The 21,918-nt window shown below is 75.5% G+C and carries 7 protein-coding genes; 3 read left to right on the top strand and 4 right to left on the bottom strand.

Going from position 1 to position 21,918, the window contains the following annotated elements:
• Nucleotides 1-208: 208 nt before the first annotated feature.
• The 3 genes from ACFYP3_RS23025 (at nucleotide 209) to ACFYP3_RS23015 (ending at nucleotide 5,917) form a co-directional block, all read left to right on the top strand.
• Entirely contained in the window at nucleotides 209-1,417 is a 1,209-nt protein-coding gene (locus tag ACFYP3_RS23025) for an NAD(P)/FAD-dependent oxidoreductase (protein ID WP_388835506.1), read from the top strand.
• On the top strand, nucleotides 1,414-4,575 hold the full coding sequence (locus tag ACFYP3_RS23020) for an amino acid adenylation domain-containing protein (RefSeq protein ID WP_388835503.1): 3,162 nt from the start codon (nucleotides 1,414-1,416) through the stop codon (nucleotides 4,573-4,575). The genes ACFYP3_RS23025 and ACFYP3_RS23020 overlap by 4 nt, the downstream gene beginning before the upstream one ends.
• Before the next feature lie 82 nt (nucleotides 4,576-4,657).
• On the top strand, nucleotides 4,658-5,917 hold the full coding sequence (locus ACFYP3_RS23015; RefSeq protein ID WP_388835500.1) for a cytochrome P450: 1,260 nt from the start codon (nucleotides 4,658-4,660) through the stop codon (nucleotides 5,915-5,917).
• Nucleotides 5,918-6,157: 240 nt separating this feature from the next.
• On the opposite strand, the gene ACFYP3_RS23010 is transcribed toward ACFYP3_RS23015, so the two are convergent.
• The 4 genes from ACFYP3_RS23010 to ACFYP3_RS22995 all read right to left on the bottom strand — a co-directional run.
• On the bottom strand, nucleotides 6,158-6,955 hold the full coding sequence (locus ACFYP3_RS23010) for a thioesterase II family protein (RefSeq protein WP_388835497.1): 798 nt from the start codon (nucleotides 6,953-6,955) through the stop codon (nucleotides 6,158-6,160).
• A complete protein-coding gene (locus ACFYP3_RS23005; protein WP_388835742.1) occupies nucleotides 6,952-9,030 on the bottom strand; it encodes an alpha-hydroxy-acid oxidizing protein in 2,079 nt (692 codons plus the stop codon). The genes ACFYP3_RS23010 and ACFYP3_RS23005 overlap by 4 nt, the downstream gene beginning before the upstream one ends.
• Complete coding sequence (locus tag ACFYP3_RS23000; protein WP_388835739.1) at nucleotides 9,027-15,686, bottom strand: type I polyketide synthase; 6,660 nt, start codon at nucleotides 15,684-15,686, stop codon at nucleotides 9,027-9,029. The genes ACFYP3_RS23005 and ACFYP3_RS23000 overlap by 4 nt, the downstream gene beginning before the upstream one ends.
• A gap of 145 nt (nucleotides 15,687-15,831) precedes the next feature.
• Nucleotides 15,832-21,918: SDR family NAD(P)-dependent oxidoreductase (locus ACFYP3_RS22995; protein WP_388835494.1), on the bottom strand; the 6,087-nt coding region annotated here is incomplete at its 5' end.

The following is a 21,918-nucleotide window of genomic DNA, read 5'->3' as shown; positions in this document are numbered from 1 at the left end:
TGGGGGGGGGTGCCCCCGCACCACAGCCCCCCCGCCCCCCCGCCCCGGGTGTCCGGGGGGGTGGGGGGGGGGCGGCGGGGGGCGCGGGGGGGGGGGGGGGCCCCGCCCCCCGCGGGGGGGGCCCCCCGACCCCGTACCCCGTACCCCGCCCCCCCACGCATCCCCGCAACGCCCGCCACCGGGGCCGGCGCAGGACAAGGAGCATCTTTTGACCCACTACGACGTGATTGTGGTCGGCGCTCGGTGCGCCGGGGCTCCGGCCGCGATGCTGCTCGCGCGCGCCGGCTACCGGGTGCTCATGGTCGAGCGCGGCACCTTCCCCAAGGACACCCTCTCCACCCTCTACATCCATCAGCCCGGGGTCGCCGCCCTCGCCCGGTGGGGCCTGCTGCCCGCGGTCGTGGCCACCGGCGCCCCCGCCCTCGACCACGTCCGCTACACCCACGGCGACATCCGGCTCGACGGCTGCTCCTGGGCGGCCGACGGGCAGCGCGCCGCCTACGCGCCCCGCCGCTACCTCCTCGACCCGATCCTCGCGCAGGGCGCCGTCGACGCGGGCGTCGAGTTCCGAGAGAGCTGCTCCGTGAGCGACCTCGTCTTCGACGGCGACCGCGTCGTCGGCGTCCGGCTCGGTTCCTCCGGCGCCGTCGAACGCGCCACCCTCGTCGTCGGCGCCGACGGCATGCGCTCCACCGTCGCCGCGAAGGCCGGCGCCCCGCTCGTCGTCGAGGACCCGACCTCGACCTGCGCCTACTACTCCTACTGGTCCGGCCTGCGGCCCGGGTTCCGGCTGTACGACACCCCCGGGCACTGGGTCGGCACCGTACCCACCAACGACGGGGCGACGCTCGTCGCCGGATACCTCCCCCAGGACCAGTTCCACAGCGTGCGCGGCGACGCGCTGGGCGCCCTGCTCACGAACGTGGAGAAGACGGCCCCCGAACTGCGGGAGGAGATGGCGGCCGGCGCCCGCCTGGAACGCGTCTACGGCACCGGCGACCAGCGCAACTTCTTCCGCCAGGCCACCGGACCCGGCTGGGTGCTCGTCGGCGACGCCGCCCACCACAAGGACTCGATCACCGCCCGCGGGATCACCGACGGCTTCTACCAGGCCCAGCTGCTCGCGGACTGCATCGGCGACGGCCTCCACGACCCCGCCCGGCTGCGGACGGCCCTCGACACCTACGCCGAACAGCGCACGGAGGCCCTGACGCCCGAGTACCGGGCCACGCTCAAGACGGCCCGGCTGGACCCGCCCGCCCACCACCTGGACCTGCTGCGCGCCATCGCCACCAGCAGTGAACTGACGGACCGGTACTTCTCGACGCTGTCCGGTGTCTGCCCGATCGACGAATTCGTCACCCCCGAACTGCTCGACCTGATGGAAGAGACGGACATGAAAGGAACGAAGGGATGACCGACGGGACGACCGGGAACGACCGGCTGCCGCTCACCTTCGGGCAGGAGCTCATCCGGTCCGGCCACCGGCAGGAGGGGGCGTACGGTCACCACCCGGTCATCGCGCTCCGGCTGACCGGCGCCCTCGACCGCACCGAACTCACCGGGGCCCTGCGGCTCCTGGCGGCCCGGCACGAACCCCTGCGCACCACTTTCGCCGAAGCCGGCGGCCGGCCCGTGCAGAAGGTCTGGCCGGCCGGGCCGCTGGAGCTGGAGTCCGCCGATCTGGCGGCGCTGCCCGCACCGGAGCGCGACCACCGGCTCGAAGCCCGGATCGCGGAACTGGCCGCCAGGCCGTACGACCTCGCCTCCGGCCCGCTGCTGCGCTCCCTCCTGGTGCGCCTTCGCCCCGACGAGCACGTGCTGGTGCTGAGCGCCCACCGCATCGCCGTGGACACCCGCTCCCGGGCGCTCCTCGTCGCGGAGCTCACCGAGCTGTACGCGGCGGCCGTCTCCGGGAGGCCCGCACGGCTGCCCGAACTCCCGGTGCGGTACGCGCAGTACGCGGCCGAGCAGCGGGCACGCCTCACCGAGGCCGACCTCGCCGCGCAGCTGGAGCACTGGCGCGGCCACCTCGCCGGCCTGCCCGCCCTGCGGCTGCCCACCGACCGGCCCCGCTCCCGGGCCCGCGGCGCGGCGGCCGCCCGCCACGGCTTCCGGATACCGGCCGGGACCGTCAAGGGCCTGACCGCCGCCGCCGAGGCGACGGGCGGCACCCTCTTCACCGGCCTCTTCGCCGCCTGCCAGGTGCTGTTCTCCCGCCACACCGGTCAGGAGGACCTGGCCCTGGGCACCCTCGCGGACGGCCGCCCCCGGCCGGTGCTCGACGGCCTGGTCGGCGCGTTCGACAACCCGCTCCTGCTGCGCGCCCACGTGCGCTCCGAGGCGCCGTTCACCGAACTGCTGGCGCAGACCGGCGCCACCCTCGCCGAGGCCGCCGCCCACCAGGACGTGCCCTTCGAGCAGGTCCGCACCGCCCTGGGCGAGGGCAAGGACGCCGGCGACACCCCCGCCGTCCAGGTGATGGTGGTGCTGCGGGACGCCGCCGGGGCGGCCGGACCGGTACAGGCGCCCGGACTCGACGTACGGGCCTTCCCCGCGCCCGGTGTGCCCGCCGCGTACGACCTCACCGTGGAGTTCGCCGAGACCGGCACGGGCGACCTGGCCGGCACCCTGGAGTACGACAGCGCCCTCTTCGACGCGGTCACCGTGGAGGTGCTCGCCCGCCACCTGTCGGTGCTGCTCGACGCCGCCGCGGCCGACCCGGACACCATCGTGGAGGAGCTGCCGCTCGCCGACGAGGACGAGCTGCGCCTCCTCACCACCGAATGGGCCGTCAACCGCGCCGAGTTCCCCGCCGACAGCTGCGTCCACGAGCTCGTGGCCGAACAGGCGCGCCTGCGCCCCGGCGCGGTCGCCGTCAGCGCCGGCCTGGAGACGCTGACCTACGCCGAACTGGACGCCCGCGCGAACCGGCTGGCCCACCTGCTCGTCGCCGACGGGGTCCGGCCCGGCACCTTCATCGCCGTGTGCCTGCCCCGCGGCCCCGAACTCGTCACCGCGCTCCTCGGCGTCCTGAAGGCCGGCTGCGCCTACCTGCCGCTGAACCCCGACTACCCCGGGGACCGGCTGAGCTTCATGCTCTCCGACGCCGAAGTGCCGCTGTGCCTCACCGAGTCCTGGCTCACCGGCAAGCTGCCGTCCGCCGGAACGCGCATGATCTCCCTGGACGAGCAGGAGGAGGCGATCGCCGCCCAGCCGGCCGACGCCCCGGACGTCCCCGTCACCGCCGACGACCCCGCGTACATCATGTACACCTCCGGCTCCACCGGCACGCCCAAGGGCGCCGTGATCGGCCACCGCTCCGTCGTCCGGCTCTTCCGCAACGCCGACTGGGTGTCCCTGGGCCCGGACGACGTCATGGCCCAGGGCTCGGACGTCACCTTCGACGCCGCCACCCTCGAGATCTGGGGGCCCCTGCTCGCGGGCAGCCGGATGGTCGTCATCGACAAGGACACCCTGCTGGACCCGGCGGAGCTCACCGCCGCACTGCGCCGGGGCGGCGTCACCACGCTGTTCGTGACGACCGCCGTCTTCAACCAGATCGTCGCCGCCGACCCCCACGCCTTCGGGTCGCTGCGCCACGTGCTCTTCGGCGGCGAGGCGGCCAACTCCGTCCGCGTGGCCGAGGTACTGGCGGCCGCGCCGCCGCAGCGGCTCGTGAACCTCTACGGGCCCACCGAGACCGCCGTCCTCGGCACCTGGCACCTCATCCGCGAGGCGGACGAGAACATGCCCGTCCCGATCGGCCGCGCCGTCGCCAACACCACCGCCTACGTGCTCGACGAGCGGCTGCGGCCGGCGCCGATCGGGGTGGCCGGCGAACTGTTCATCGCCGGCCCGGGCGTCGCCCAGGGCTACCTCAACCGGCCCGAGCTGACCGCGGACCGCTTCCTGGACAACCCGCACGGCGAGGCCCCGGACCACCGGATGTACCGCACCGGCGACCTGGTGCGCTGGACCAGCGCCGGAGTCATCGAGTACGTGGGCCGCGCCGACCACCAGGTCAAGGTCCGCGGCTACCGCATCGAGCCCGGCGAGATCGAACTCGTCCTCCAGCAGCACCCCGAGGTCGGGGTGGCGCTGGTCCTGGCCCTGGCCGACGGCGAGCACAAGCGCCTCGTCGGCTACGTGACCCCCGCCGCCGCGGGACACCACCCGCAGCCGGCAGAGCTGCGGGAGTTCGTCTCCGCCCGGCTGCCCGTCCACATGGTGCCGTCCGCCCTCGTGTGCCTGGAGACCTTCCCGCTCACCCCGAGCGGCAAGGTCGACCGCAAGGCCCTGCCCGCCCCGGAGCACGCCACCGCCCCCGCGGGCGCCCTGGAGCCCCGTACCGGCACCGAGCGGCTGCTCGCCCAGATCTGGTCCGACGTGCTCGGCATCCCGGCCGTCGGGGTCACCGACAACTTCTACGAGCTGGGCGGGGACTCCATCCTCGGCATCAGGGTGGTCGCCCGGGCGAAGAAGGCCGGACTGGTGATCTCCGCCAAGGACGTGTTCCGCAAGCAGACCATCGCCGAACTCGCCCCCACCGCGGTGGCGGCGGAAGCCGCCTGACGGCCCCGCGCCGCCCACCTCCGCAGACGACCACGACCGCGCCGCGGACCTCCGGGTCCGCGGCCCTGGAGGAGACACACCCATGACTGCCCCCACCCTGCCGGCGGCCGAGCTCGCGGACCCGGCGGACCTGGCCGATCCGGCCGCCTACGACCTCACCGACCCGCAGACCTTCGAGGACAACGACCCGCACCAGCTGTGGCGGCCCTTCCGCGCCCACAACCCGGTGTTCTGGCACCCGGCACGGCACGGCAAGCCCGGATTCTGGGTCCTCACCAAGTACGACGACATCATGACCGCCTACCGAGACAACAAGCGGTACACCTCCGAGCAGGGCAACGTGCTCAGCACCCTGCTGCTCGGCGAGGACTCCGCCGCGGGCAAGATGCTCGCCGTCACCGACGGCCCGCGCCACCGCGAGATCCGCAACCTGATGATGAAGTCGTTCTCGCCGCGCGTCCTCGCCCCGGTCGTGCACAACGTCCAGCAGCTCACCGACCAGCTGATCTCCGAGGCCGTCGAGGCGGGCGAGGTGGACTTCGTCACCGCGGTCGCCGACCGGATCCCCATCCACAGCATCGGCGACCTCATGGGCATCCCCGCCGAGGACCGCGAGCAGCTCGTGGACTGGAACGCCCAGACCCTCTCCCGGTACAGCGCCGACGACGGCGAGGAGGTCTCGCTGATGGCGCGCAACGAGATCGTGCTCTACATCTCCGGACTGATGGCCGAGCGCCGCCGCAACCCCGGCGAGGACGTCCTCAGCACGCTGGCCACCGCCACGATCGACGGCGAGCCGCTCAGCGAGGAGGAGATCATCTACAACGCGTACAGCCTCATCCTGGGCGGCGACGAGTCCAGCCGGGCCACCGCCTCCGGCATCGTCCACGCCTTCAGCCAGTACGAGGACCAGTGGCGCCGGCTGAAGAACGCGGAGGTCACCCTGGAGAGCGCCACCGAGGAGGTCATGCGCTGGACCACGCCGACCATGCACTTCGGCCGGCACGCCCTCGTGGACATCCCGATCCGCGACCACGTCGTCAAGGCCGGTGAGATCGTCACCCTGTGGAACAGCTCGGCCAACTTCGACGAGGACGCCTTCACCGACCCCTACACCTTCGACCTGGGGCGCACCCCCAACAAGCACGTCAGCTTCGGCCACGGACCGCACTTCTGCCTCGGCGCCTACCTGGGCCGCGTCCACATGATCTCCATGCTGGAGTCGCTGCGCACGCGGGTGGCCGACATCGAGCTGCTCGCCCCGCCCACCCGCCTCTTCTCCAACTTCGCCAACGGACACGCCACCCTCAAGGTCCGCCTCACCGGCGAACGCGCCGCCTAGGTCGTCTCTTTCGGATCTTGCCGGTCAAGCCCGCGTCGTCCGGTGCCGTGCATCGGCGTGTTGGCGGGGCGCCCTTGTACTGGACGTACTGGGGTGCTCCGCCAACACGGCGAGGTGCGGTGCCGGGCGGCGCGGGCCAGGCAAGATCCGGAAGAGACGGCCTAGCCCCCGGTGCGCACGGCGAAGGCCCTCCCGATCGGATGATCGGGAGGGCCTTCGCCGTGGGGGCGGGGCGCCGGGTCAGCGGCCGCTGCCCACCAGGGAGGTGGCGGCGAACGAGCGGAGGTCGTCCGCGATCGCCCGCACCACCTCGTCCTCGGAGGACTGCAGGTAGAAGTGGCCGCCCTCGAAGAACCGCGCCGTGAAGGCGGCCGACGTGTGCTCGCTCCACCGCAGCAGTCCCTCGCGCGGCACGTTGAAGTCCTGCGCCCCGGAGTACGCGTGCAGGGGGCAGGCGAGCCGGGTCCCCACGGCGCCCCGGTAGCTCTCCGCGGCCTTGAAGTCGGCCCGGAGGGACGGCAGGACCGCCGCCATCAGGTCCTTGTCGGCCAGCAGCTCCGGCGGGGTGCCGGCCAGGTCGAAGATGGACGAGGCGAGGTCCTCGTCCGCCATGAGGGACAGGCCCCGGCTCAGGTGGATGGCGGCCGCCGGCCGGCCCGAGACGATCACGCCGATCGGCGCGCGGTCCGGGTGCAGGCGCTCCAGCCGCAGGGCCACCTCGTACGCGACGATCGAGCCCAGGCTGTGCCCGAACAGGGCGAGCGGCCGGTGCGCCCGGGGGAGCAGGGCCTCGACCACGTGGTCGGCCATCTCCCCGATGTCCTCGACGCAGCGCTCGCCCAGTCGGTCCTGGCGGCCCGGGTACTGCACGTTGAGCACCTCGGCGCTGTCGGACAGGGCCGCGGACAGGCCGTGGTAGCCGGTCGCGGAGCCGCCCGCGTGCGGGAAGACGACCAGCGTCGGCGCGCCGGCCGGCGCCCGGTGGTAACTGCGCAGCCAGCCCGTCGGGTCCGAGCCGGAGCCGTAAGGTCGCTTCATCGCCGATCTCCGTTCTCCGCGGGCCCGTCCGGCCCGGAGGTGTCCGATGTGGTGCCCGCGAGCAGGTGCGGCCCGACGTCCGCGAGGCGGGCGCAGCCGGTGAGGGCCAGCGCCAGGCCGAGGTCGGTCAGCAGACAGCGCAGCACGTGCTCGACGCCTTCCCGGCCGCCGAGCCCGAGCCCGTACACGTACGGCCTGCCGTAGAGGACGGCGTCCGCGCCAAGGGCCAGGGCCTTGACCACGTCGCTGCCGGTCCGGATGCCGGAGTCCATCAGCACCGGTACGTCCGGGCCGACGGCCGCCCGGACCGCGGGCAGCGCGTCCAGGGCGGACACGCTGCCGTCGAGCTGGCGGCCGCCGTGCGTGGAGACGACCACGCCGTCCGCGCCGTGCTCCAGCGCCAGCCGGGCGTCGTCCGGGTGCAGGACGCCCTTGACGAGCAGCGGCAGCCGGGTCAGACCGCGCAGCCAGGCCAGGTCCGCCCAGGTGAGGGTGGGGTCCGTGGAGATCTGCGCCCAGCGCAGCACGGCCGCGGTGGCGTCGGCCCCGGCCGGCAGCCCGGCCAGGAACGCCGGGTCGCCCGTGAAGTTGGCGATGCCGGTGCCGCGCAGGAACGGCGAGTACCCGCTGTCGAGTTCGGCCGGGCGGAAGCCCAGGTGGGTGGCGTCGACGGTGACCACGAGGGCGGTGTAGCCGGCGGCCTCGGCGCGCCGCACCAGCGACTCGCCCACCGCCCGGTCCGAGGGCAGGTACAGCTGGAACCAGCGCGGGTGGTCGCCCGCCTGCTCGGCCACCTCCTCCAGCGTGCGGGAGGCGAAGGTCGACAGCACCAGCGGCACACCGGCCGCCGCGGCGGCCCGTGCCGTGGCCGACTCGCCCTCGGGGTGCGCCACTTGCTGCGCGGCCAGCGGTGCCAGCAGGACCGGCACGGGCAGCCGCTGCCCGAACAGCGTCACCGAGGTGTCGGCCCGGCGGGTGCCGCGCAGCATCCGCGGCACCAGCCGCCGGCGGTCGAAGGCCGCGCGGTTGGCCCGGCCGGTCGCGCCGGAGCCGGCGGTGCCCGCCACGTACGCGAAGCCCTCGGGGGACATCACCGCGCGGGCCGCGTCCTCCAGCGCCGTCGGGTCCGTCGGCAGCGCCGGGGTGCGGCCTTCGAGGCCGCCCAGCAGGATCTCCCGTACGAGGTCGGCGAGGGGCTCCTCGGCCGGGGCGGCGGGCGCCCGCGGCTCCTCGGCCGGGGGCGCCGCGGCGAGCCGTGCCAGGTCCTCGCGGACGCAGTGGGTGAGCAGCGGCCCGGTCTCCCCGGGCCGTTCGACGAGCGAGAAGTGCCCGCCGGACAGCGTCACCACGGTGTGCCCGTTGCTGCCGTGCCGAGCCCAGTCGGCCATCTGCTCCAGGGAGTTCTTCGGGTCGGACGCCGCCAGGAGCACGGTGAGCGGAGCCGCCACGGCGGCCCCGTCGGCGCAGCGGTAGCGCAGCAGCGCCCGGTGGTCGGCGCGCAGCAGGCGCAGCACCTCGCCGACGATCTCCGGGTCCCGCAGCAGCGGTTCGGGGATGCCGCCGAGGCGCCGCAGCCCGGCGACGAGCTCCTCGTCGCCGACGCCGGTCAGGTCGGGCTCCTCCCAGTCCTGCGCGGGGGGCCGGGCCGCCGAGACGAACAGTCGTGCCACGGTGCCGCGTTCCTCCAGCAGCCGGGCCGTCTCGAAGGCCACGAGGGCCCCCATGCTGTGGCCGAGGAGGAACACCGGCAGGTCGGAGCGGGAGGCGAGGGCCTCGGCCACGCCCGCGGCGAGCTCGGCGATCTCCCCGGCGCAGGGCTCGCCCCGCCGGTCCTGGCGGCCGGGGTACTGGACGGCGAGCAGCTCGATGTCGTCGGGCAGCGCGGCCGACAGCGCCACGAAGGCGTTCGCGGCCCCGCCCGCGTGCGGGAAGCACACGAGGCGGGCGGTCGCGGACGGCCGGTCGTGGTAGGTACGGATCCACCGGGAGGGTTCGACGGGCCCCTTCGCGGGCCCGGTCGACGGGGTGGCACGGCCGGCCGGCGGAGCCGGCGCGACCGTCGGGGTGTTGGTCATGCCCACGCGGAGTGATCCTCCTTCATAGAACCCAGTTCGGTCAGCAGCTCGCGCAGCCGCTCGCTGACCGCGGCGCTCTGCGCCTCGCTCAGCGGCCGGTCGGCGACCGCGGCCTCCAGCCGGGCGATGTCGGCGAGCAGTGCCACGGTGACGCCGGCGCCGTTGCCGTTGCCGGCCGTGTCCGCCGGGGCGGCTGCGCCCGCGGCGGGCTGCGCCGCCGGTGCGGCCGGTGCGGCGGTGGCTTCCGCCGCCGGTTCGGCGGCCGTCTCCGGGAGCAGTTCCCGCAGGTGGACCACCAGTTCGGCCGGGGTCGGCCAGTCGTAGACGAACGTGGCGGGCAGTTTGACGCCCGTGGCCACGGCGAGCCGGTTGCGCAGCTCCACCGCCGTGAGCGAGTCGAAGCCCAGCCGTTCGAACGCCCCGTCCCGGTCCACCGCCGCGCCGGAGGCGTGCCCCAGGACGGCCGCGACCTCGTGGAGGACGAGGTCCAGCAGCCGGTCGCCGGTCAGCGAGGCCTCGACGACCACCGCTCCCGCCACGGCCCCGGGCGCGGACCGCGTCCCCGCGGCGGGCGCCGGGGCGGGCACCAGGCTCCGCAGCAGGGCCGGCACCGCCGCGCCCTCCGCGATCCGGGCCCGCAGCCCGTCGAGGTTCCACCGCGCCGCGACCGCCACCGGACGGTCGCGGCGCACCGCGGCGTCCAGCAGTTCCAGTCCGAGCTCCGAGGTGAGCGGAGCCACGCCCGCCCGCGCCATGCGGGCGACGTCCGCGTCGGTCAGCCCGGCGCCCATGCCGCCGGCCCCCTCCCACAGGCCCCACACGACGGACACGCCGGGGCGGCCGACCGAACGCCGGTACTCCATCAGCCCGTCGAGGAAGGCGTTGCCGGCCGCGTAGCCGGCCTGCCCGGGAGAGCTCAGCGTGCCCGCGAGGGAGGAGAAGACGACGAACGCGTCGAGGCCGAGCGGTTCGGTGAGCTCGTGCAGGTGGAGCGCCGCGTCCACCTTCGGACGCAGGGTCCGCTCCAGGCTCTCGGCGGTCATCGAGGTGAGCAGCCCGTCGTCCAGCACCCCCGCCGCGTGCACGACTCCGCCGATGCGGACGCCGTCGCCGGCCAGCCCGTCGAGGGCCGAGGCCAGCGCGGCCCGGTCGGCCGCGTCGCAGGGCACCGTACGGACGTCCGCGCCCAGGGCGCGCAGCTCGGCGATGTCCCGGGCCGCGTCCTCGCCGGGCAGCCCGCGGCCCATCAGGACCAGCTGCCGTATCCCGTGCTCGGCCACCAGGTGGCGGGCGGCGAGCCGGCCGAGCCAGCCCAGACCGCCCGTGATCAGGACGGCCCGGGCGGTGTCCCAGCGCTCGTTCCCGTCGGCCAGGTCCAGCACCACCTTGCCGATGTGCCGGGCCTCGCTCAGGTGGCGGAAGGCGTCGGGAGCCCGGCGCAGGGCCCAGGCCGCCACCGGCGGTGCCTGGAGCGCGCCCCGCTCGAACAGCCCGAGGAGCTCGGTGAAGATCTCCTGGATCCGGTCCGGGCCGGGATCGCGGACGTCGTACGTCCGGTACGTCACCCCGGGGTGCGTGCCGGCCACCTCGGCGGCGTCGCGCCGGTCGGTCTTGCCCATCTCGAGGAACCGTCCGCCGCGCGGCAGCAGCCGCAGCGAGGCGTCCGCGAACTCCCCGGCGAGGGAGTTGAGCACCACGTCGACGCCGTCGCCCCCGGTGGCACCGAGGAAGGCCTTCTCGAAGTCCAGGGTGCGCGAGGAGGCGATGCGCCCGTCCGGGACCCCCGCGGCGCGCAGCGCGTCCCACTTGGCCGGGCTCGCCGTGGAGTACACCTCGGCGCCGAGGTGGCGGGCGATCTGGATCGCCGCCGTGCCGACGCCGCCGGCGCCCGCGTGCACGAGCACCGATTCGCCCGCGCGCAGGCCGGCCAGGTCCACCAGGCCGTAGTAGGCGGTCAGGTAGGTGACGGGAACCGCGGCGGCCTGCCGGAAGGACCAGCCCTCCGGGATCCGGCACACGAAGCGGCGGTCGGTGACCGAGGTCGGGCCGATGCCGTAGAACAGGCCCATCACCCGGTCGCCGGGCCGCAGGTCCGTGACGCCGGGACCCACTTCGAGGACGGTGCCCGCGCCTTCGCCGCCCTGCCCCGAACCGCCCGCGTGCCCGTCGACGGACGGCGGGATCACCCCGAGGGAGAGCAGGACGTCGCGGAAGTTCAGGCCGGCGACCCGCATCCGGATCCGCACCTGGCCCTCCTCCAGCGGGGCTGCCGCCTCCGGCCAGGGTTTGAGGGCGAGGTTCGCGAAGGTCCCCTTGGCCACGTAGTCGAGGTGCCAGTGGGGGGTGTCGGCGGGCGGCCGGAGCTCCGTGTCCGCGTCCTGCTCGGCGAGTGAGGGACGGTAGGCGGTGCCGCCGCGCAGGGCGAGCTGCGGCTCACCCGTGGCGAGCGCGGCCGCCACGGCCCGCCGGGAGGCGGGGGTGCCGTCCTCGTCGAGGACCGTGAACCGGTCGGGGTGTTCGGCCTGCGCGGAGCGCAGCAGTCCCCACACCGCACGGTGGGCGAGCTCCCCGGGGTGCTGTTCGCCGCCGAGGGTGACGGCGCCCCGGGTGAGGACCGCCAGGCGGGTACCGGCCAGCCGCTCGTCCTGCGCGAGGAGCCGTACCGCGTCGAGGACCTGGTGGAGGGCCGTGCGGACGGCCGCCCCGGCACCGCTGTCCGGCGCGCCGCCGCCCGCGGATGGCGGGCAGGGGAGGACGAGCAGCGCGGGGGCCTCGGCGCCTGCGTCGAGCGCGTCGGTCAGGGCCGGCAGGCCGGACAGGGCCGCGCCGACGCGCGGGAGGGAGCCCTCGCCGTCGCCCTCACCCTGCCCGTCGCCGTCGTACGCACCGAGGAGCGTCCAGCGGTGCGTCGCGGGGGCGGGCGGCAGTTCGGCCAGCGCCTCCCACGTGGGCAGCAGCAGTCCGTCGCCCGGTGTGGCGTGGGCGCTCACGGCCTGCGAGGGGAGCGGACGCAGGGCCAGCGAGCCGATCGACGCGACCGGGCGGCCCGAGCCGTCCGCGACGTCGATGCCCACCGCGTTCGCGCCGGACGGTGCGAGCCGGACCCGCAGGACCGCGCCGGCGGGGCCGTGCGTGCGGACACCGGACCAGGCGTACGGCAGGAACGTCCGCTCGTCGGCGCCGGAGCCGGCGTCGGAGTCGGCGCCGCCGCCCTCGGCCCCGTCGATCAGGCCGCCGAGGGCGATCGGGTGCAGGGCCGCGTCGAGCAGCGCCGGGTGCAGCCCGTACGCGTCGGCGCCGGCCCGTTCGCCCGGGAGCGCCACCTCGGCGAAGACCTCCCGCCCGCGCCGCCACACGGCGCGCACGCCGCGGAAGACGGGCCCGTAGACGAGGCCCTTGGCGCCGAGGGCGGCGTAGAGCTCGGCCACGGGTACGGAGACCGGTTCGGCCCCCCGCGGCGGCCACTGTGCGGCCAGGTCCGCGGCCTGCTCCGGCGCCGGACCGGAGCCGTCGGCGAGGACCGAGCCCTGGGCGTTGCGGGACCAGCCCTGCCCGTCGGCGTCACCCTCGGGACGGGAGTGGACGGCGACGGTCCGGCTGCCGGAGCCGTCCGCGGCGGCCAGGGACACCCGCAGCCGTACCTCCCCCTCGTCCGGCACCACCAGCGGCGCCTCCAGGACGAGTTCCTCGACCAGGCCGCAGCCCGCCTCGCGGGCGGCGCACGTCACCAGGTCCAGCAGCGCGGTGCCCGGCAGCAGCACCCGGCCGCCGACGCGGTGGTCGGCCAGCCAGGGGTGGCGTGCCAGGGAGAGCCGGCCGGTCAGCAGCAGGCCGCCGCTGTCGGGGAGTTCGGCGGAGGCCGTCAGCAGCGGGTGGCCGACGGCGGTGAGCCCGGCCGAGCTCACGTCCCCGGAGCCGGCCGGCACGTCGATCCAGTACGGCCGGTGCTGGAAGGCGTACGTGGGCAGCTCCACTCGGCGCGCCCCGCGGCCCGCGAACACGGCGGCCCAGTCGACGTCCCCGCCGCAGGCGTGCATCCGCGCGACCGCCGTGAGCAGCGCGGTCACCTCCGGCAGGCGCCGTCGCAGCGAGGGGATCAGCGTGGGGCCGGCGGAGCGGCCCCGGTCGGTCTCCTCCAGGCAGTCGGCGGTCATCGAGGTGAGGTCGGTGCCGGGGCCCACCTCCACGAAGCGGGTGCAGCCCAGCTCCGCGAGGGCGCCGACGCCGTCCTGGAAGCGGACGGCGCGGCGCGCGTGCCGGACCCAGTACTCCGGATCGGCGAGCTCGTCGCCGCCGACGGGCCGGCCCGTGAGGTCGGAGACGAAGGAGAGCTGCGGCTCCCGGAAGTCCAGGCGGGCGACCACGGCCCGCAGCTCCGCCATCGCCGGTTCCATCAGCGGCGAGTGGAAGGCGTGGCTGACGCGCAGCCAGGTCGCCTTCCCGCCGGCCGCCTCGAAGTCCGCGACCACGGCGGCCAGGGCCTCCCGGTCACCCGAGAGCACCGTGGCGGCGGGCCCGTTCACCGCGGCGAGCGAGACGAGCTCCTCGTGCCCCGCGAGCAGGGCCGTCGCCTGCCCCTCGGACGCGCGCAGGGCCACCATCGCCCCGCCGGCGGGGAGTTGCTGCATGATCCGGCCGCGTACGGCGGCCAGCTCGGCGGCGTCCGCGAGCGAGAGGGCGCCCGACGTGTGGACGGCCGCGAGGGCGCCGACGGAGTGTCCGAGGACGGCGTCGGGCCGGACGCCCCACGACTCCAGCAGCCGGAACAGGGCCACCTCGAAGGCGAAGAGCGCCGGCTGCGTGTACCGCGTCCGGTTCAGCAGCCCGCCCTCGGGGCTGTCCTCGGCCGCGAGGACCACGTCCCGCAGGGGCTGCTCCAGGTGCGGTTCCAGGGCGGCGCACACCTCGTCGAAGGCCGCCGCGAACACCGGGAAGGCCTCGTACAGTTCCTGGCCCATCCGGGCGCGCTGGGAGCCCTGACCGGCGAAGAGGAAGGCGGTGCGGCCCTCCCCGGCCGTCGCGCGGACCACGTCCGGCCCCGGCACCCCGTCGGCCAGCGCGCGCAGCCCGTCGAGCAGTTCGTCGCGGTCCTCGGCGAGCAGCACCGCCCGGTGCGGGAGGTGGCCGCGGGTGGTGGCCAGGGAGAAGGCCACGTCCGCCGGCGCGTCGCCGTCGGCCTCGGTCAGGTACCGGTACAGCCGGTCGGCCTGCGCGCGCAGCGCGGGCTCACCGGCCGCCGACAGCACCACCGGTACGGTCGGCAGCGCGGCCCGCTCGACGTCGGCGGCCGGCTCCGGCGCGGGCGCCTGCTCCAGGATGACGTGCGCGTTGGTACCGCTGATGCCGAAGGAGGACACCGCGGCCCGGCGCGGCCGGCCGCCCCGCTCGGGCCACGGGATCGTCTCGGTCAGCAGCGAGACGGCGCCGCTCGACCAGTCCACGTGCGGGGTGGCCTCGTCCACGTGCAGGGTCCGCGGCAGCAGCCCCTCGCGGAGCGCCATCGCCATCTTGATGACGCCGCCGACGCCGGCCGCGGCCTGGGTGTGGCCGATGTTCGACTTCAGGGAGCCCAGGTGGAGCGGCTGGTCCGCCGGACGTCCGCTGCCGTAGGTGGCCAGGAGTGCCTGCGCCTCGATCGGGTCGCCCAGCGAGGTGCCCGTCCCGTGCGCCTCCACGGCGTCGACGTCGGCGGCGGTGAGCCCGGCGGCGGCCAGGGCCTGGCGGATCAGCTGTTCCTGCGCGGGGCCGCTGGGCGCGGTCAGCCCGTTGCTGGCGCCGTCCTGGTTGACGGCCGAACCACGGACCACGGCCAGGACCTGGTGTCCGTTGCGGCGGGCGTCGGAGAGCCGCTCGACCAGCAGCAGACCGGCGCCCTCGGCCCAGCCGGTGCCGTCCGCGGCGGCCGAGAAGGCCTTGCAGCGGCCGTCGGCGGCGAGCCCGCGCTGCCGGCTGAACTCCACGAACGGCATCGGCGTCGCCATCACCGTGGCGCCGCCGACCAGCGCCATCGTGGACTCCCCGCGCCGCAGTGAGGCACAGGCCAGGTGCAGGGCGACGAGGGAGGAGGAGCAGGCCGTGTCGACGGTGAGGGCCGGGCCCTCCAGCCCGAAGGTGTAGGACAGCCGGCCGGAGGCGACACTGCCGGCGCCGCCGACGCTCAGGAAGCCCTCGTACTCCTCCGGGGCGGGGGAGAAGCGGTTCATGTAGTCGGCGTACATGGTGCCGACGAACACGCCCGTGCGGCTGCCCCGCAGCGCGGCCGGGTCGATGCCCGCGTGCTCGAAGGCCTCCCACGCCGTCTCCAGCAGCAGCCGCTGCTGGGGGTCGATGCTGTGCGCCTCGCGGGGCGAGACCCCGAAGAACTCGGCGTCGAACTGCGCTGCCTCGTACAGGAATCCGCCCTCCCGGGCGTACGAGGTGTGCGGCCGGTCCGGGTCGGGGTCGTACAGGCCCGCCAGGTCCCAGCCGCGGTCGGCGGGGAACGGCCCGACGGCGTCCACCTCGTCGGCGGCCAGTCGCCACAGGTCCTGTGGGGAACGGACGCCACCCGGGTAGCGGCAGGCCATGCCCACGATCGCGATCGGCTCGTGCTCGCGTTCCATGAGGTGGGCGTGGTCGGCCTTGAGCCGCTCGTTCTCCTTCAGCGCGGCCCGCAACGCCTCGACGACCTGCTGTTGGGTTGTGGAAGCCATCCTGTTCTCTCCGTACTTCCCTGTTGGGGGCCCCGTGGGGGCTGGGTGTGGGTCTGTTGTCTGGGTCGGGGTCCGGAACGGGTCCGGGGGCCGGGGCCCGGGCGGGGGGTCAGCCCTCGCCCAGGGCCAGGCGGACCAGGTCGTCGGCGCTCATCGTGTCGAGCGCGCTCCCGCCGTCCGGCAGGCTGCCGCCGTCGCCACCGGCGGCGCCGTCCACGGCGTCCTCGGGGGCGTCCCGCGTGGGCACGTCGGGTACGAGCGCGGCCCGCAGCCGGTCCGCGAGGGCACCCGGGGTCGGGTGGTCGAAGATGAGCGTGGGCGGCAGCTTGACGCCGGTCGCGGCCGTCAGGCGGTTGCGCAGCTCGACCGCGGTCAGGGAGTCGAAGCCGAGGTCCTGGAACCGGCCGTCGGCCGGCACCTTGTCCCGGCTCGCATGGCCCAGTACGGCCGCCACTTCGACCCGTACCGCCTCCAGCAGGAGGTGACGGTGCTCGCGCCGGGGCGCCCGGGCCAGCCGCTCGCGCAGGTCGGCCGCCAGGTCCGGGGCCGCCGGAGCACCGCCGGCGGCGCCGCGGCGGGCCGGAGCCAGCCCCCGCAGCAGCACCGCGACCGCCTCCGGATCCGCCGTCCGCAGGTCGAGGTGGGCGGCGGTCAGGACCGCGGCGCCGGATTCCACGCCGGCGTCGAACAGGGCCAGGCCCTCCTCGGCGGACAGCGCCCCGATCCCGGAGCGGGCCAGGCGCTTCAGGTCCGCCGCGCCGAGGTCTCCGGTCAGCGTGCTCTCCTGCGCCCACAGACCCCACACCAGGGACAGGGCGGGCAGCCCGGCGGCGCGGCGCCGCTGGGCCAGGGCGTCCAGGAAGGCGTTGGCCGCCGCGTAGTTGCCCTGTCCCGCGGAGCCCAGGGTGCCCGCGAGCGAGGAGAAGAGGACGAAGGCCGACAGCTCCAGGTCCCGGGTCAGCTCGTGCAGATGGAGGGCGGCGTCGGCCTTGGGCCGCAGCACCCCTTCCATCCGCTCCGGGGTGAGTCCCGCGAGGACGGAGTCGTCGCTCACGCCCGCCGCGTGGACCACCGCCGTCAGCGGCCGGCCGGCCGGTACGGAGGCCAGCAGGGCGGCCACGGCGGCGCGGTCGCCGGTGTCGCAGGCGGCCACGGCCACCTCGGCGCCCAGCACGGCCAGTTCGGCCGTGAACTCCCGCGCCCCCGGGGTCGCCGCACCGCGGCGCCCCGTCAGCAGCAGCCGCCGTACCCCGTGGTGCTCCACCAGGTGCCGGGCCAGCAGCCGCCCCAGCGTGCCCAGCCCACCGGTGACCAGGACGTGGCTGTCCGCGCCGAAGGCCGCCGGGGCGTCCTCGGCAGCGGCGGGCCGGTGACCGCGCAGGGCCGGCGCCGAGATCCGCCCCGCCCGCACCGCGAGCTGCGGCTCTGAGGAGGCCAGGGCCGGCAGCAGGGCGCGTACGGACTCGGGCCGCCCGTCGGTGTCGACGAGGACGAACCGGCCGGGCTGCTCCGACTGCGCGGAGCGGATCAGACCCCAGACCGCCGCCAGGGCGGGATCCGGGTACTCGGTTTCCGCCACCGCGACCGCGCCCTCGGTGAGGAAGGCGAGCCGCGCGTCCGCGAACCGCTCGTCGGCCAGCCAGCGCTGGGCCGGCGCCAGGGCCGTGAGCACGGCCCGGCCCGACCCGGCCGGGACGGCGGGCACCGGGGCCACGACCACGGACGGCACCGGGGCGCCCCCGTCGAGCGCTTCCTGCAGCCCGTCCAGGCCGGGGTAGGCCCGGACGGCCACGCCGGCGGCCCGTACGGCATCCACGACGGCGGAGTCCGCGTCGCCCAGGACGGCCCAGGGGCCGGCCGGAGCGGGAGCGGTCCCGCGCAGCGGGGACCAGTGCAGGTCGAACAGCGCGGCCCCGTGCACCGGCCCGGCGGTGGCCGCCGGGTCGGCCCGCAGCTCGCGCACGGCGAGCGCCTCGGCGGTGAACACCGGGGCACCGGACAGGTCGGCGATCAGCAGGGAGTAGCTGTCGCCCGCGCCCCGCCGCAGGCGGACCAGCAGTTCGGTGGCGCCGGGCGTGCGCAGGGTCAGACCGCTCCACGCGAAGGGCACCAGCAGCCGGTCCCCGGCGCCGGCCCCGACGAGGGCGGTGTGCAGGGCCGCGTCCAGGGCGGCCGGGTGCAGACCGAAGCCGTCACCCCGCGGGCCGGTGGCGCTGTCGGGGAGCACCACCTCCGCGTAGAGGTCGCTCCCGCGGCTCCACACGGTCCGCAGGCCCTGGAAGGCGGGGCCGTACGTGTATCCGCGCTCGGCGAGGCGGGCGTAGAGGTCGCCGACGGGTATCTCGGTGGCGCCCTGCGGCGGCCAGACGGCCAGGTCGGCCGGGTCGCCGACGGGGTCGCCCGCTGCGGAAGCCTCGTCGGCCAGCAGCCCGGAGGCGTGCCGCACCCATGGCGCGCCGGGTGTCCCCTCCGGCCGTGAGTGGAGCGCGAGGGTGCGCGTCCCGTCGGTCCCGGGGGCGCCGACCATCAGCTGGACGGTGACGCGCTCGTCCAGCGGCAGCGGCTGTTCGAGGGTGAGTTCGGCGACCTGCGCCGCGCCCGCCCGCCCGGCCGCGTACAGGGCGAGCTCCGCGACGGCCGCTCCCGGCAGCAGCGGCCGGCCCAGGATGGCGTGCTCCGCCAGCCACGGATCGGCCTCCGCGTCGAGCGTGCCGGTGAACAACCAACCCTGGCCTGCGGCGAGTTCGACCGTCTGGTCCAGCAGGGGGTGCCCTCCGGCCGGCCTCGGCGCCACGGGGGCGGCGGGAGCGCTCAGCCAGTAGCTGTCGCGCTGGTAGGGGTACGTGGGCAGGGCGACGGCCCGGCCACCGGGCAGGAACCCGCGCCACTCCACGTCCGCGCCGCGGACGTAGGCCTGGGCGAGCGCGGCGGCCAGGGTGCCGCCCTCGGGACGGCCCTTGCGCAGCAGCGGGACCGCGGTGACCGGCTGCCGGGCTGCCGGCTCCCCGGCCGACTCCGCCCCGGAGGCCAGGATCGTCCGGGTCAGCGCGGAGAGCACCCCGTCCGGACCGAGTTCCAGGTACGCGGTCACGTGGTGGTGGTGGTGGAGGTGCTGGATGGCGTCGTTGAAGCGGACGGTGTGGCGGAGGTGTTGGACCCAGTAGTCGGGGTTGGTGAGTTGTTCGGTGGTGGCGGGTTGTCCGGTGAGGTTGGAGATGATGGGGATGGTGGGGGTGTGGTAGGTGAGGGTGGCGGCGGTGGTGTGGAAGTCGTTGAGGATGCCGTCCATGTGGGGTGAGTGGAAGGCGTGGCTGACGTTGAGTTGTGTGGTGCGTCGGCCGTTGTTGCGCCAGGTGGTGGCGAGTTGGTGGGCTGCGTCGTGGTCGCCGGTGATGACGGTGGAGCGGGGTCCGTTGACGGCGGCGATGTCGAGGTGGCCGTGGTGGGTGGGGAGGGTGGTGAGGATTTCGGCTTCGGTGGCCTCGATGGCGATCATCGCGCCGCCGGTGGGCGCGGACTGCATCAGCCGGCCGCGGACGGCCACCAGGGTGCAGGCGTCGTCCAGGGAGAGGACCCCCGCGACGTGCGCGGCGGCCAGCTCGCCCACCGAATGGCCCAGGAGGTGGTCGGGGACCAGCCCGTAGTGCTCCACCAGCCGGAACAGCGCCACCTCGACGGCGAACAGCGCGGGCTGCGTGTACTGCGTCCTGCTCAGGAGAGCGGCCTGCTCGCTCCCCTCGTCCGCGAAGACCAGCTCCTTGAGCGACAGACCCAGGTGGGCGTCCATCCGCGCGCAGACCTCGTCGAAGGCGCGGGCGTAGACGGGGTGGGTCTCGTACAGTTCGCGGCCCATGCTGGGACGCTGACTGCCCTGCCCCGTGAACAGGAACGCCAGCCCGGAGGCCCCTTCGGCCCGGCCGGAGTCCCCGGTCACCAGCTGCGGCGCGGACTCGCCCCGGGCCAGCGCGTCCAGACCGGCCAGCAGACCCGCCGGGTCGTCGGCGAGGACGACCGCACGGTCCGGGAGCGCCGCCCGCGTGGTGGCCAGCGCGTGGCCCACGTCCAGGTGCGCGAGGCCGAAGCCGCCGTCCGTGCCGGCCTCGGTGGCCAGCCGCCGCAGCTGGGCGGCCCGGGCGCGCAGGCCCTCCGTACCGCGGCCGGAGACCACCCAGGGCAGCTGGGCGGGGGTCGCCGGGTCGCGGGGGTCCGCGGCCTCGGCGGTGGGGGCCTGTTCGAGGACGACGTGGGCGTTGGTGCCGCTGATGCCGAAGGAGGAGACGGCGGAACGGCGCGGCCGGTCGGTCTCGGGCCACGGGGTCGTCTCGGTGAGGAGGGACACCGCGCCGCTCGACCAGTCCACGTGCGGGCTCGGCGCGTCCACGTGCAGGGTGCGGGGGAGCACCCCGTGGTGCATGGCCATGACCATTTTGATGACGCCGCCGACGCCGGCGGCGGCCTGGGAGTGGCCGATGTTCGACTTGAGGGACCCGAGGTGCAGGGGGCGTTCGGCGTCGCGGTCCTGGCCGTAGGTGGCGAGGATGGCCTGGGCTTCGATGGGGTCGCCGAGGGTGGTGCCGGTGCCGTGTGCCTCGACGGCGTCGACGTCGGCGGGTGAGAGTCCGGCGGCGGCGAGTGCCTCGCGGATGACGCGTTCCTGGGAGGGGCCGTTGGGTGCGGTGAGTCCGTTGCTGGCGCCGTCCTGGTTGACGGCCGATCCGCGGATGACCGCGAGGACCTGGTGCCCGTTGCGGCGGGCGTCGGAGAGCCGCTCCAGGAGCAGGACGCCGACGCCCTCGCTCCACGTCGTGCCGTCCGCCGAAGCCGCGAACGACTTGACCCGGCCGTCGGGCGCCAGCCCGCGCTGGCGGCTGAACTCCACGAAGGGCCGCGGAGTGGCCATGACGGTGGCGCCGCCGGCGACGGCGAGGGTGCACTCGCCCTGGCGCAGGGCCTGTGAGGCCAGGTGCAGGGCGACGAGGGAGGAGGAGCAGGCCGTGTCGACGGTGATCGCCGGGCCCTCCAGCCCGAAGGTGTAGGACAGTCGGCCGGAGGCCACACTGCCGGCGCTGCCCGTGCTCAGGTAGCCCTCGTACTCGACCGGAACGTCGGACAGTCGGGAGGCGTAGTCGTCGTACATGGTGCCGACGAACACGCCGGTGCGGCTGCCGCGCAGGGTCGTCGGGTCGATGCCCGCCTGCTCGAAGCTCTCCCAGGTGGTCTCCAACAGCAGGCGCTGCTGCGGGTCGATCGCGAACGCCTCGCGGGGCGAGACGCCGAAGAACTCGGCGTCGAACCGGTCGGCGTCGTAGAGGAACCCGCCGTGCCGCGTGTAGCTCTTGCCGGCCCGGGTGGGGTCCGGGTCGTAGAGGTGGTCGACGTCCCAGTCGCGGTTCGTGGGGAAGGGGCCGATGGCGTCGGTGCCGTCGGCGACGAGCCGCCACAGGTCCTCGGGGGAGCGGGTCTCGCCCGGGTACCGGCAGGCCATGCCGACGATCACGATCGGGTCGTCCTGGCCGACACCCGCGCCGGCCGCGGCCTGCCGGACCGGCCGGGCGGCGGCCTCGCCGGCGATCTTGGCGAGCTCGGCGACGACGAAGTCGGTGAGCGCACCGGGCGTGGGATGGTCGAAGACGGCGGTCGCGGGAACCGCGATCCCGCTGTCCGAGGCGAGCCGGCGGCGCAGCTCCATGCCGGTGAGCGAGTCCATGCCCAGCTGGAAGAAGGGCCCGCTGTCATTGACGGCGGCGGGGCCCGCCAGGCCGAGCACGGTGGCCACCGTCGTCCGTACCAGCTCGCCGGCGGCGCGCCGGCGGTCGGCCGGGGGCAGTTCGGCGGTGCGCTCGGCCCACGAGGACCCGGTGGCCGCGGCGGCGCGTCGGCGCGGGGCGCGGACCAGGGTGCGCAGCAGGGCGGGCGCGGACTGGTCGGGGGAGCGCAGTGCCTTCAGGTCCAGCTCGATCGGCACCAGCTCCGGCTGACCGGCCGTGAGCGCGGCGTCGAAGAGCTCCATGCCGCGCTCGGGGGTCAGCGGAAGGATGCCCTTGGCGGCCCACCGCTTGATGTCGGCCTCCGAGAACTGCGCCGCCATGCTGCCGGTACTCGTGTCCCAGAGTCCCCAGGCGAGGCTGGTGGCGGGGAGGTTGTGGTGGTGGCGGTGGTGGGCGAGTGCGTCGAGGTAGGTGTTGGCGGCGGCGTA

Origin of the sequence: Streptomyces sp. NPDC005533, assembly GCF_042871845.1 — a bacterium.
GTDB lineage: Bacteria > Actinomycetota > Actinomycetes > Streptomycetales > Streptomycetaceae > Streptomyces.
This window is presented reverse-complemented; position numbering and strand designations above follow the sequence as displayed.